This window comes from Roseateles amylovorans, from assembly GCF_025398155.2.
GTDB lineage: Bacteria > Pseudomonadota > Gammaproteobacteria > Burkholderiales > Burkholderiaceae_C > Roseateles > Roseateles amylovorans.
In genome coordinates, this window is the sequence record NZ_CP104562.2 from 1,584,676 (window position 1) to 1,596,938 (window position 12,263).

At 67.9% G+C, this 12,263-nt stretch carries 16 protein-coding genes; 11 read left to right on the plus strand and 5 right to left on the minus strand.

Annotated elements, in window-relative coordinates; genetic code table 11:
* Window positions 1-204: 204 nt before the first annotated feature.
* Window positions 205-1,309 (minus strand): peptide chain release factor 2 gene (prfB, locus tag N4261_RS06800; protein WP_261759441.1). Its coding sequence is split into 2 segments (ribosomal slippage): window positions 205-1,227 and window positions 1,229-1,309, totalling 1,104 coding nucleotides; the frame shifts between segments, so codons are not numbered across the junction.
* 148 nt (window positions 1,310-1,457) lie between these two features.
* Between prfB and N4261_RS06805 the strand changes: the two genes are divergently transcribed.
* A complete protein-coding gene (locus N4261_RS06805; RefSeq protein WP_435532018.1) occupies window positions 1,458-1,814 on the plus strand; it encodes a DUF4212 domain-containing protein in 357 nt (118 codons plus the stop codon).
* 194 nt (window positions 1,815-2,008) lie between these two features.
* Here the strand turns inward: N4261_RS06805 and N4261_RS06810 are convergent, their stop codons facing one another.
* Window positions 2,009-2,878: a ParB N-terminal domain-containing protein gene (locus N4261_RS06810; RefSeq protein WP_261759442.1), complete on the minus strand. Its 870-nt coding sequence runs from the start codon at window positions 2,876-2,878 to the stop codon at window positions 2,009-2,011.
* A 61-nt stretch (window positions 2,879-2,939) separates the two neighbouring features.
* Between N4261_RS06810 and N4261_RS06815 the strand changes: the two genes are divergently transcribed.
* From N4261_RS06815 to N4261_RS06825, 3 genes are read left to right on the plus strand one after another with little or no spacing between them, the layout of a single operon-like run.
* On the plus strand, window positions 2,940-3,110 hold the full coding sequence (locus N4261_RS06815; RefSeq protein ID WP_261759443.1) for a hypothetical protein: 171 nt from the start codon (window positions 2,940-2,942) through the stop codon (window positions 3,108-3,110).
* 31 nt (window positions 3,111-3,141) lie between these two features.
* Window positions 3,142-3,663, plus strand: a complete 522-nt coding sequence (locus N4261_RS06820) for an META domain-containing protein (RefSeq protein WP_261759444.1) — start codon at window positions 3,142-3,144, stop codon at window positions 3,661-3,663.
* A complete protein-coding gene (locus N4261_RS06825) occupies window positions 3,660-4,115 on the plus strand; it encodes an acyl-CoA thioesterase (protein WP_261759445.1) in 456 nt (151 codons plus the stop codon). The genes N4261_RS06820 and N4261_RS06825 overlap by 4 nt, the downstream gene beginning before the upstream one ends.
* Window positions 4,116-4,167: 52 nt before the next feature.
* Here the strand turns inward: N4261_RS06825 and N4261_RS06830 are convergent, their stop codons facing one another.
* Entirely contained in the window at window positions 4,168-5,070 is a 903-nt protein-coding gene (locus tag N4261_RS06830; protein ID WP_261759446.1) for an alpha/beta fold hydrolase, read from the minus strand.
* Between the two features lie 280 nt (window positions 5,071-5,350).
* Between N4261_RS06830 and N4261_RS06835 the strand changes: the two genes are divergently transcribed.
* The 3 genes from N4261_RS06835 (at window position 5,351) to N4261_RS06845 (ending at window position 6,932) form a co-directional block, all read left to right on the plus strand.
* The gene (locus N4261_RS06835; RefSeq protein ID WP_261760631.1) at window positions 5,351-5,827 is read left to right on the plus strand and encodes a GNAT family N-acetyltransferase; all 477 of its coding nucleotides are present in this window, start codon (window positions 5,351-5,353) and stop codon (window positions 5,825-5,827) included.
* Between the two features lie 216 nt (window positions 5,828-6,043).
* The gene (locus N4261_RS06840) at window positions 6,044-6,292 is read left to right on the plus strand and encodes a hypothetical protein (protein ID WP_261759447.1); all 249 of its coding nucleotides are present in this window, start codon (window positions 6,044-6,046) and stop codon (window positions 6,290-6,292) included.
* Between the two features lie 172 nt (window positions 6,293-6,464).
* A complete protein-coding gene (locus N4261_RS06845) occupies window positions 6,465-6,932 on the plus strand; it encodes a universal stress protein (RefSeq protein WP_261759448.1) in 468 nt (155 codons plus the stop codon).
* Window positions 6,933-6,956: 24 nt separating this feature from the next.
* Here the strand turns inward: N4261_RS06845 and N4261_RS06850 are convergent, their stop codons facing one another.
* Together N4261_RS06850 and N4261_RS06855 are read right to left on the minus strand one after the other, a co-directional pair.
* On the minus strand, window positions 6,957-7,634 hold the full coding sequence (locus N4261_RS06850; protein WP_261759449.1) for a hypothetical protein: 678 nt from the start codon (window positions 7,632-7,634) through the stop codon (window positions 6,957-6,959).
* Between the two features lie 114 nt (window positions 7,635-7,748).
* The gene (locus N4261_RS06855) at window positions 7,749-7,883 is read right to left on the minus strand and encodes a hypothetical protein (protein ID WP_261759450.1); all 135 of its coding nucleotides are present in this window, start codon (window positions 7,881-7,883) and stop codon (window positions 7,749-7,751) included.
* Window positions 7,884-8,145: 262 nt separating this feature from the next.
* Here N4261_RS06855 and N4261_RS06860 point away from each other — a divergent pair, with 262 nt between their 5' ends.
* The 4 genes from N4261_RS06860 to N4261_RS06875 all read left to right on the plus strand — a co-directional run bounded on the left by N4261_RS06860 (window position 8,146) and on the right by N4261_RS06875 (window position 12,217).
* Entirely contained in the window at window positions 8,146-8,874 is a 729-nt protein-coding gene (locus tag N4261_RS06860) for a Crp/Fnr family transcriptional regulator (protein WP_261759451.1), read from the plus strand.
* 281 nt (window positions 8,875-9,155) lie between these two features.
* Entirely contained in the window at window positions 9,156-9,482 is a 327-nt protein-coding gene (locus tag N4261_RS06865; protein ID WP_261759452.1) for a DUF4398 domain-containing protein, read from the plus strand.
* 231 nt (window positions 9,483-9,713) lie between these two features.
* Entirely contained in the window at window positions 9,714-10,640 is a 927-nt protein-coding gene (locus N4261_RS06870) for an OmpA family protein (RefSeq protein ID WP_290428853.1), read from the plus strand.
* 107 nt (window positions 10,641-10,747) lie between these two features.
* Window positions 10,748-12,217, plus strand: coding sequence for a DUF7125 family protein (locus N4261_RS06875; protein ID WP_261759453.1), 1,470 nt, complete (start codon window positions 10,748-10,750; stop codon window positions 12,215-12,217).
* Window positions 12,218-12,263: the final 46 nt, after the last annotated feature.

The following is a 12,263-nucleotide window of genomic DNA, read 5'->3' on the forward strand; positions in this document are numbered from 1 at the left end:
CCGGCCGGTCGACACGTGTCGACACCCGCCGGCCGCGGCCCGGAAAAACAGCCTGTGTCATACCACGAGGACGCAGGTGCACCGCCTGGCACCACCGCGGCCCGCGCGCCCCGTCCGGACCGGCGGGCGCCGCCGACCTTCGGATGGGTCAGGTGCGGCGGGGCCGGATCAGCGGCGAGGCGGGCAGCCCGGCAGTCCATGCTGTCAGACGCCTTGCTTGAGCGAGGCGGTGATGAAGCCGTCGAGATCCCCATCCAGCACCTTCTGGGTGTTGGAGGCTTCGACGCTGGTCCGCAGGTCCTTGATGCGGCTCTGGTCCAGCACATACGAGCGGATCTGGTGGCCCCAGCCCACATCGGTCTTGCTGTCCTCGAGCTTTTGCTGCTCGACCATGCGCTTCTTCATCTCATGGTCGTACAGCCGCGAACGCAGCCGGCGCCAGGCGACGTCGCGGTTGCTGTGCTGGCTGCGGCTGTCTTGGCACTGCACCACGATGCCGGTGGGAATGTGGGTCAGGCGCACCGCCGAATCGGTCTTGTTGATGTGCTGACCACCGGCGCCGCTGGCGCGGTAGGTGTCGGTGCGGACATCGGCCGGATTGATGTCGATCTCGATCGAGTCATCGATTTCCGGATAGACAAACAGCGAGGCGAAGCTGGTGTGGCGACCGCCGGAGGAGTCGAACGGGCTCTTGCGCACCAGGCGGTGCACGCCGGATTCGGTGCGCAGCAGACCGAAGGCGTACTCGCCCTCGACCTTGAGCGTGGCGCTCTTGATGCCGGCGACTTCGTCGTGCGTCAGTTCTTCGATCTCGTACTTGAAGCCCTTGCGTTCGCAATAGCGCGTGTACTGACGCAGCAGCATGCCGGCCCAGTCGCAGGCCTCGGTGCCGCCGGCGCCGGCCTGGATGTCGATGAAGCAGTTGCTCGGATCGGCCGGGTTGTTGAACATCCGCCGGAATTCGAGCTGCTCGACGCTTTCGGCGAGCTTGGCCGCATCGGCCTCGATCGTCTGCAGACCGGTGACGTCGTTGTCGGCCTTGGACATCTCGAAGAGTTCAAGGTTGTCCGCCAGATTGGTGGTCAGGTGGTTGATCGTCTCGACGACCTGTTCCAGGGTGCGCTTTTCCTTGCCCAGTTCCTGGGCGCGCTTGGGGTCATTCCAGACGTTGGGGTTCTCCAACGCGGCATTGACCTCATTCAACCGCAGTGCTTTGCGGTCGTAGTCAAAGGTACCCCCTTAGCGCGTCGGTACGCGCTTGCAGATCGGTCAGGGAGTTCCCGATCGCATTGATTTGTTCGATGTCCATGGTCTTCTTTGAAGCGTGGAGACGGCCTGGCGGTCCTGCGTCGGGCCGCTTGCCGCCACTGGCGGGATCGCGATGTCCGCGGCCGACGGCCGGGACAAGCGGCGCATTTTCTCATGGGGCGGGCAAGGGGGCCGCCTAAGATGGCCGCATGGCCGATTTTCGAGATGTCCCCCAACACGGCGACCCGGTCGGGTCGATGTCGCCGACGGGCGCGCCGCAGCGTCCCCGCGTGTGGCCGCTGACGCTGTCGCTGCTGGCCCTCTGGGCGAGCGTGACCTTCGGCGTGGCCTGGTTTGCGCGCGATCTCAGCTTCGATTTCTTCGGCTGGCCGTTCAGCTTCTGGGTGGGCGCGCAGGGCGGCCTGATCGTCTACTGCCTGATCGTCTGGTACTACGCGCGGACGATGAACCGCCGCGAGGCCGCCTGGGTGGCGGTGCACGGCGCGGCTCCGCCGCCGGTGGCCCCACCGGCCGAGCCGGTCCGCTCGCGCCCCTCCGAGTTCTGATCTCGACGGCGCGTTGCTGGTGAAGCGATTCACCGCCGCTGCGATGCGGGATGCCGGGGTGGCATCCAGCGCAGGTCAAGCGCAGGTCAAGCGCAGGTCAAGCGCCGATCAAGCGCCGATCAATCGCAGGCCAGGTTCGGATTGAAGGCGGATCGAGCGTGGATCGAGGGCGGGTCGGGCGGGGACCAGGCCCGTCAACCGGCCGAGTGCCGGGCGGCGCTCAATTGCGCTTGAAGCTCGGTCACTTGGGCGCGCAGCTGGCCGTTTTCCTCCTGCAGGGCGTTGACCTGCGCCCGCAGCAGGGCGATGCGCGGATCGGCTTCGGGCTCGCCGTCCTCGGTGGTGGCCACGCCCAGCACTTCGACGGCCACCTCGGCCACCGCATCCGAAGCCGGCTTCTTGCCGCCGCGTGACTCCCGCACCCGCTTGGCCGCTTGACGCAGCTCCTTCTTGCCACCCGCAGCGGCGGCGGCCTGTTCCTCGGCGGGCAGGTCGGCAATCACGGCTGCGGCGCTGATCGACACCTCACCCGACTTCACCGCAGCAACCAGCTCGGGCGCGGCGGCTTTCTGGATCTTCTCGATCTGGCCCACCGTGGCGCTGCTGATGCGAGCAGCGCGGGCGATGGCCTCGCGGCTCTTGAGCGGCGGCGGCGGGGGCAGGGCAGCCTCGGGACCGGCGCCGGTCGCGGCCTCGGAGGCACTGGCGTCGGGCGCGGGATCGTCCAGCACGGCCAGTCGGCGGGTTTCCAGAATCTCCTTCTTGCGCAGCGCCAACACGCCGCGCTGGAAGTCCGACACGCTGCGTCGGCCGAGATGTTGGTCGATCATCCACAGATGGACGTCTTCCATCGAGGTGAACCGGGTGTTCTGCACCGTCTGGAAGGGCAGGCCGTGCCGGGAGCAGATGCTGTAGCGGTTGTGGCCGTCGATCAGCACTTCACCCCAGAGCACCAGCGCATCGCGGCAGCCCTCGGCGAGGATGCTGCGTTCCAGGGCGGCGTATTCGTCCTCGGTCAGCGGGTCGATGTAGGCGCGGAGATCTTCGTTGACGATGATGTTCATGAGGCGGGAGGAGGAAGAGCCGGGAATGTCGAGAGGGCGGAGGGGCCGAAAGCACCGAAGAATGACCCGCAAGGACCTTGCGTCCAGCCAGAGCGGACCCAAGATCGACGATGAAAGCACCCAAGGTCGGTGCCGCCGCTTGTGCGACACGCGCGCAGCAGCGACGACAACAGAATCAAGGGCCGGCATTCTGCCCAAACTGCTGCGTGACTTCAGCCCGATCTCGGCTTGACACGCGCCCAACTTCACACGGAGACCTGTTCATGCACCCCTCACGCTTCGTCGGACCGCTGCTGATCCTGGCCCTGGTGGCCGGCTGCGCGGCACCGTCCGCCTCCTCCAGCGCTTCCGGCTCCGCCTCATCCGCCACCTCCTCGTCCACCGCCCGGCCGCTGCCGGCGGACGGCCCGTCGCTGCACCGCTGGAGCGATCAGTCCTGGGAGGTGGCTTCCCTGGGCAGCCGCGATCTGCCGGAGAACGGACCGCGGCCCACCCTGCAGGTGGTCGACGGCATGGCCCAAGGCACCGACGGCTGCAACCGGTATCGCCAGGCGATCACCACGCCGGCGGACGTGCCGGGCGCGCTGCGGTTCAACCCGTCGGGCGCAGCGACCACTCGCATGGCCTGCGTACCGCCCGGCGATGCCATCGCACGGGACTGGCATGCCGCGCTGGCCGCCACCCGCTCGATCCGCGCCGAACGCAGCCGGCTGCTGCTGATCGACGAGGGCGACAACGTGCTGGCCCGTCTGCGCCCGCAAGCCAAGGCCGGCGCGACCCCATGAGTGCGACCGATCTGCTGGAGGGCTGGGACCTTCCCGGCCCGTACCGGCTCACGGTCAGCCCTCAGGCGGCCGACATCGACGGCCTGAACCACACCAACAACGCGGTCTACGTGCAGTGGTGCGAGCGGGTGGCCTGGGCGCATTCGGAGGCGCTGGGCCTGAGCCTCGATGACTACCGCCGACTCGATCGAGCGATGGCCATCCGCCACGGCGGCTACGACTATCTGCTGCCGTCGTTCGAAGGCGAGTCGCTGGTGCTGGGCACCTGGCTTACCGCCGGCGACGGCAAGCTGTCGATGGAGCGACGTTTCCAGCTGCGCCGCGCCAGCGATGGGCAAACCTTGATGCGGGGCCGCTGGGACCTGGTCTGCATCGAGATCAGCACCGGTCGACCGCGCCGCATGCCGCCGGAGTTCGTCTCGATCTACCAGGCGGTGGTGGTGCCCGCCTGACGCTGCCTGCGCGTCTGCTCGACCGGGCGCGCAGTGGCGCGCCGCACGGTGCTCAGCCCAGGAAGGCCTGCACCTCGCGCGCCAGTGCGTCCGGCTGGTCGTGGTGCAGCATGTGTCCGGCCTGCTGCAGGGTCACACGCTGCAACTGCGGCACCACGCTCAACCGGGTCTCGAAGTCCTCCCGCGGATAGCGGTTGCCCCACCATTGGCTGATGTTGGTCTCGCTGCCCTCGACCCACAGCGTGGGCGCTTCGATGCGGGACCAGCAGGCCAGCGCCTCGGCGCGGCGATACAGCACCGGATTGGTCCGCTTGTGGGCCGGGTCGCCCAGGATGTGCCAGCGCCCATCGTCCCGACGCTGGGACCAGTGCGGCGCCAGCCAGGCGGCCTTGTCCGGCGCCAGCCGCGGGTTGGTCTTCATCAGGCGATCGACCACGCCCCCGAGATCGTCATAGGTCTTCAGGTGTTGCGGCTGCTTCAGTTCATCCAGCCATTCGGCCAGGCGGGCCGGCGCCATCTCCGGGATGGTTTCCGGCAGGCCGAAGCCTTCCAGGTTGATGAGCTTGCGAAGCCGCTGCGGACGCACGCCGGCATAGGTCATCACGATGTTGCCGCCCATGCTGTGGCCCAGCAGGTCCACCGGAGCGTCGGGACTGACCGCATCCAGCAGCGCATCCAGATCGCCTAGATAGTCCGGGAACCAGTAGGCATCGCCGCCGGAGCTGTCGGTCAGGCCGAAGCCGCGCCAGTCCATGGCCAGCACCGAGCGGTCCTCGCGAAACGCATCCACCATGAACTGGAAGGACGCGCCCACATCCATCCAGCCGTGCAGCATCACCAGCAGCGGCCGCGAGCCGTCCGGCGGCGGCCCCCAGCGCATCACATGGTGGCGAAGGCCGCGCAGCGTCAGGAATTCGCTGCGGTGCGGTCGGCGGGCGTCATAGGCGGTGCTCATGGAGCGGCACTTTACGGCGCGGCGATGCGGCGCGCTTTCGCCATGGAGACAATGCGGCCCATCCGTCGATCGACCGTTCCGTCGACACCTCCCCGGTGAACGTCACCCCTGCCAGAGATTCCTCGCCATGACCGCTGCTTCCACGCCTTCATCGTCCAACGCGCCATCGAACCTGGCTGCCGGTGCTGCCCCAGCGGCGGACGCCATCCACTCGGCTGCGACCACCGCGGCGCCCGTCGGCCCCGCGGCATCGCCTCCCGACGCATCGAACGCCTACACGTTGCGCGCGGCCCGTCCCGAGGACGTGCCGGCGCTGGTCGGACTCATTGGCGAACTGGCCGAGTTCGAAAGCCTCACCCACCTGCTGGAAGTCACCGCCGACAAGCTGCATCCCCATCTCTTCGGCGAGCGTCCGGTGGCCGAGGCGCTGGTGGCCGAGCATGCGAGCGGCGGCGTCGTGGCCTTCGCGCTGACCTTCACCAACTTCTCCACCTTCCTCGCCAAGCCCGGCCTGTATCTGGAGGACCTGTATGTGCAGCCGGCCCATCGCGGGGCCGGCCTCGGTCAGCGGATGCTGACGAGGCTGGCGCAGACCGCCATCGCGCGCGGCTATGGCCGCTTCGAGTGGTGCGTGCTGGACTGGAATGAGGATGCCATCCGCTTCTACCAGCGCATGGGCGCGACGATCATGCCGGATTGGCGCCTGTGCCGGCTCGCCGGCGATGCGCTGTCGGCGTTCGGCGAGACGTCGGCCTGAGCGGGGCCGGGGCTCAGGCCGAGTTCGGTTTGAGCGCGTCCTGAGTTCGGCGCGATCGGCCAGGGATCGGCCTGCGATCGGGGTGATCGCTGCCTGGGCGCGGGCGCATGGCGCGTCTGCGCGCGGGTTGCGTGCGGTGGGGCACAGACCGCCGACGGCGGGGCGCCCATAGTGGCGATGAACGGCATCCGCGACACCCCAACGAAAGGCGCCCGCATGAATGCACTCATCCTGCTGATGGCGGGCACGCTGGCCGTGCTGGGCGCGGTGCTGTTCTCCGAGCACTTCATCGGCTGGGGCCTGGCCATCTGGGTGGCCGCGGCCGTGCTGTCCCAATCCCTGTTCATGGTGGAGGTTTGGCGTGAATACCGCCGGCCCGGCGCCGTGCCGAGGTCCTTGATCCATGCGGTGATGACCTGCCTTCAGCGGATCTGGGGCTCGCGCGCGCCACGCAAGAACGGCTGAGCCCCCACGGCGTCAGCGCCGGCACAGCATGGCGAGGGCAGACCCCCTGGCCGATGCCAAGCCGATTCACGCGCCACATGGGCGGCGTCATTCCGCCTATACGCGCATCCGCCTTTCCGTCTATCCGCTCCTTCGTCCATCCACTCACCCTTCATTCGCCAGGAGGCGCCCCATGGTCGACACCATCCTCGTGCCCATCGACGGCAGCGCGGCCGCCGATTTCGGATTCCAGCAGGCCCTGGCCCTGGCGCGACCGCTCAATGCACGGCTGGTGCTGCTGCACGTGGTGGATGTCGAGCCGATGTTCCTGCAGGGTGTGGGCGATCTCAAGGACTACCGAAAGAACCTGCGGGACTACGGCGAAGAGATCCTCGCCACGGCCGCGGTCGCCGCACAGGACCAGGGCGTGCAGGTCTCCTACTATCTGCGCGAGACGGTGGAATCGAGCCCGGCCTCGACCATCGTTGCCGAGGCGGTCCGGCAGCATTGCGGCCTGATCGTCATGGGCACGCATGGCCGCCGGCGGCTGAGCCGCCTGGCCCTCGGCGGGGATGCGGAACTGGTGCTGCGAGACAGCACGGTGCCGGTGATGTTCGTCCGGGCGCCGGCCAAGACCGGCCTGGGCACGTCGCAAGCCTAGTCGGCGCCGTACGGCATGACGGGATCAGGTCTGCGCCTGCAGCCGCTCCCAATAACCGGCCTGGGCGTAGCTGCGATGCAGCCGGGCCTCGTAGTCCCGGTCGATCGATCCCACATCCTGGAAGGACGGGCTGCCCTGGATCTGCGCCCGGGTGAGTCCCACGCGGATGACTTTGGCCGCGGCGTCGATGCCGTCGGTCCAGCGCACGCCGATGAGCACCCGATGGCCGCCTTGCCACCAGGCGCTGGTGTCGACCATGAAGTAGCGCAGCGTCCAGTCGGTGTCGTCGAAGACGATGTCGTGCACTGCACCGAGGAAGTCCTGACCGCTGCCCACTGAAAAGCCCTGGAGGTCGATGTCGCTGTAGAGCGCGGCCCGTTCAGGCCACGATGGCACTTGTTCGTAATGCAGCATGGCGGCATGCGTCTGCTGCGGCGTCACCTCCTGCAGCGGATGCAGGGTCGGGCCGGTGCGGATCACCCGGCGGCTCAGGTCGAGGTGCATGCTGCCGGCGGTGATGGGCTGGATCAGCATCGACGGCACCACCAACACCCGGCGACCGAGCAGCCAGGGGCTGGTGCGGACCACGAGAAAACGCAGTCGCCAGGCCTGATCGTCGAACAGGGCCTGGCTCACATGGCCGATGTCGCCGTCATTGCCAGTGATCTTGGTGCGGTGCAGGGCGCTGAGGCTGTTGAGCATGGTTCGATCCGATGACGTGTGGCGTACGCCTGTCCGCCCGGGTCCCTGCCTGGGCGGTGCGAGCGGAACGAGGCACCGAAGAGGAGGGCCAGGAGCCAGCTGCGGCGCGGTGGCCTAGCGCTTGTTGTCCCGGCGTGGCCCCGTGGCCGGATCGTGCAGCGCCCCCGGTGCCGCCTGCACTGGCAGGGGCGGTGGCGTCGGCTTCTTGGGCTTCTTGGCTTCCTTGTTGCCGCGTTGATGCTTGGTCATGAGGGTCCTTGGTGAGTGGCTTGGCGCCGAGGCAAGATGCGTAGGCATCGGGGTTCGGCTCAGCGTGCAACCAATGGCGCCGTTCGTCGGTGCGCAAGCGCACGTAGCGCTGGAGAGATTGATCAGCGCTGACGGAGAAAAGCGCTGCAGTGCGGGGCCACCCGACCCAATCGATGGCGATGAGCGACCTATACTCGATCGAATCGAACCATTCCGATCCATCGAGGCGACTCGACAACCGATCACACCCACTGGGAGGCGAATGGTCACCAGCCTTGAGGCGCGCAAGAATCAGTTGTTGGCGGCATTGCCTGAGCATGAATTGGCGCGATGGCTGCCCGACCTGGAGCCGGTCGACATGCCCCTGGGACAGGTGCTGTATGAATCGGGCGGACGACTCTCGCATGTCTACTTTCCGATCGATTGCATCGTCTCTTTGCTGTATGTGCTGGAGGACGGCGGATCGGCAGAGATCTCGGTCGTGGGCTTCGAGGGCGTGGTCGGTGTCTCGCTCTTCATGGGCGGACAGACGACCCCCAGTCGGGCCGTGGTGCAGAGTGCCGGCCGACTGCTTCGATTGCGTGCCGACCTGATGCTGCTGGAATTCAATCGTGCCGGCAGTGCGATGCATCTGCTGCTGCGATACACCCAGGCCTTGCTCACCCAGATGTCGCAGACGGCGGTCTGCAATCGGCACCATGCGCTGGATCAGCAGTTGTGCCGATGGCTGCTGCTGAGCCTGGACCGGCTTCACGGCGTGGATCTGGTGATGACGCAGGAGCTCATCGCCAACATGCTGGGCGTGCGCCGTGAAGGCGTCACCGAGGCGGCTGGCAATCTCCAGGCCGCCGGACTCATCAACTACCGACGCGGCCACATCACCGTGCTGGACCGGGCTGGCCTGGAGCGACGCACCTGCGAGTGCTATGCGGTGGTCAAGCGCGAATACGACCGCCTGCTGTCGCTGCTGCCACCGTCGCCGCACACCTGACCCTGAGTTCGGACGGCCAGCAGAAGTGGCGCCGCGCACCTGCGCCACCCCTCCACGCATGGCGTTGAAATGCAGTGTCGTGCCGGGCCGTGCAGTGCCGTGCAGTCGATGCCATTGCATCGCTTTGCATGGATGGCAATGACCTGCAATGTGCGCTGCCGGACAGACCCTCGCTCACTCGGCGCCCAGACTGTGGACACACAGCCCTTGGAGGCCCAATGAAGCATCACACATCCGGACGGACCCTGGTACGGGTCGGTCCCATCGCCGTCGCACTCTTGATGATCACTGCAGGCTGCGCCAGCGTGCCGGTACCCCATGCGGACATCGCCGTGGCGCAAGCGGCCGTGCAAGCCGCAGACTCGCCTGACACCGCCAAGTACGCCGGCGCTCAGCTTCAGTTGGCCGTCAGCAAACTCGAAGCGGCCCGGGTGGCCGAACAGGCCAAGGACAACGTCAGCGCCCGCCGCATGGCAGAGGAAGCCCAGGTCGATGCGCAGGCGGCGGTCGCCGCAGCCAGCGCCGCCCGTGCCCGCAAGGCCGCAGAAGACGCGCGGGATGCCGCGCGGGTCCTGGCCGAAGAACTGGCGCGGCAGGCCGGTCGCTGACACCCCGTCCGCACCGCCGGAGCTCGATGCGTCCACGGACGTCATTCCGGCGCGGCGGTGTGTCGACGTCGTCTCATCGCCATCGCCCATGCGCCGCCGCGCTCATTGATTGAGGCGGCGGACTGTCTCCTCCCTGGCCGCGCGTCGTCGGCCAGGTCGCGAATGAATGACCGATGCGGGGCCGAGGCCTCGCCACGGTCGGATCGCGCCCCTGCATTTCAAGGATTCACCATGTCTCATACCCACACCCGATCTCTGCTCTTGCTGACCACCACCATCGCGATGCTCACCGCTTGCGGCGCCTTGCCCGAGCGCAACACCGCCCTGGAGCGCGCTCATGCCCGCTTCGGCGCGGCCCGGGACAATCCGCAGGTCACCGCGCTCGCTCGCACCGAACTCGCTGCCGCCGAATCCAGCCTGGGCAAGGCCGACCAGGCCGCGCGTGACGGACTGAGCCTGGCCGAGATCGACCATCTGGCCTACCTCGCCCAGCAGCGCACCGTCATCGCCCAGGATGTGGCCTCTGGCCGCGCAGCCGATGCGCAGACGGCCGGCGCGGCGGCTGAGCGCGACCGCATGCGGCTGTCCATGCGCACCCAGGAAGCGGACAAGGCCAAGGCCGACCTGAGCCGGGCGCGCCAGGACCAGGCCATGCAAGGCAATGCCTTGGCGGCGGCCGATGCGCAGTCGGCGCGACAGGCGGAAGCCCTGCGCCAGCGCAATGACCGCGTCCGTGAGCTGGAGGCCGAACGCGTCGCTCTGGGCGCCACGCAAACCGAGCGCGGGATGATGCTGTCGCTCAGCGACACGCTGTTCGCCAGCGGCCATTCCGAGCTCACACCGGGCGGCGTTCCCCACATGGACAAGGTGGCTCGATTCCTGCTGCACAACCCGGCGCGTCGGGCCACGGTGGAGGGCTATACCGACAACGTGGGCGGACAGGCCGCGAACCAGACCTTGTCCGAAGCGCGCGCCAATTCGGTCGTCGCCGCATTGGTCGCGCAAGGGGTGGCACGAGATCGTCTCGATGCGCGGGGCTACGGCTCCGCCAGGCCGGTGGCCACGAATGCGACCGCCGCCGGACGACAGATGAATCGCCGCGTCGAAGTGGTGTTCGATTCGCCGATGCAAGGTCAGCCCGTCGGCAGCAGCCGCTGAGTGCCTGATCCGAGGCGGCCGCCCCGCGTGCCTTCAACGCCAGCGGACGGCGGACCGTGTCCATCCCCATTGCAGGGCGCCCGCCTCGGGTGCCAAGGAGTGTGCTCATGAATCTGGATCGCGCCATGATCCGCCGCCTGTCGACGGGCGTGCCCGGCCTGGACGATGTCCTGGGCGGGGGCCTGCCGGAGTTCTCCTTCAATCTCATCGCCGGTCCGCCCGGCAGCGGCAAGACCACGTTGGCGCACCAGTTGATGTTTGCGCTCGCCACGCCGGAACGGCGCGCGCTGTACTTCACCGTGCTGGGCGAGCCGCCGATCAAGATGCTGCGTTATCAGCAGCAGTTCGATTTCTTCCAGCTGGATCGACTCAACAACGCCATTCGCTTCGTCAATCTCGCGGACGACATGGCGGGCGGCGATCTCCATCAGGTGCTCGCGCGCATCGTGGCCGAGGTGGAGCAGCACCAGCCGGGGCTGGTGTTCGTGGATTCATTTCGCGCCTTGCTCGGTGCGACCATCCCGCCGGGGCCCAGTGGCATGACGGCGGAGCGCTTCGTGCATGAACTGGGGGTGAAGCTGGCGAGCTGGCAGGCCACGACCTTCCTGGTGGGCGAGGCCTTCCACGAGGCCGAGCCCAGCCCGATCTTCACTGTGTCGGACGGGCTCATCTGGCTGCGCCAAAGCGTGCACGGCAACTCCATGGTCCGCAAGATGGAGATCATCAAGATGCGAGGCCAGGGCACTGTGCCCGGGCTGCACACCTTCCGCATCGATCACAGCGGCCTGCGGGTGTTTGCGCCGCAGCCGCTGGCGACCTACCGGGATGAACTGCCGCCCGATCCCCTGGCCGCGCGCCAGTTGACCGGTGTCACCGGACTGGACCGGATGCTGGGTGGCGGCCTGCCACGCGGCTATTCGGTGTTGGTCGCGGGACCCTCGGGCTCGGGCAAGAGCCTGCTGGCCGCCTCCTTCCTGGTGGAGGGCGCACGCCTGGGTGAGGTCGGCGTGCTGGCGGCCTTCGAGCAACGCCCGACCCGCTCGCGCGGCGCGGCGATGAAGGCGCTGGTGGATTCCGCCCGCATTGCGGTGGTGGACACGCGGGCCCAGTCGCTGTCGGTCGATGAGCTGGCGTTGCTGCTCATCGAGGAAATCCGCCGCGTGCGCGCAACGCGTGTGGTGATCGACTCGCTCTCCGGCTTCGAGCTGGCGTTGGCGCCCACCTTCCGCGGGGACTTCCGTGAATCACTGGCCCGTCTGGTGGCCGCGTTGGCCTCGACCGGCGCCACGCTGATGATGACCTCCGAGCTGGAGGATCGGTATGACGATCTGCGCTTCAGTCCCGGCGGCACCGCCTTCCTGACCGATGCCATCATCCTGCAGCGCTATGTCGAGCTCGACGGGCGACTGGATCGTCTGATGGCGGTGGTCAAGCTGCGAGGCAGCGCGCATGCCAAGGAATTGATGGCCTTCGACATTGATGACGACGGCCTGCATGTCGGCCAGGCGATGCAGGGTTACGAGGGCCTGCTGGCCGGCCGACCTCGTCGGCTGGCGCCGGAGACGGGCACTGCATGACCGGGTGATCAGGTGGTCGTGAGGGCCGGGCGCCATGGCCCGCCTT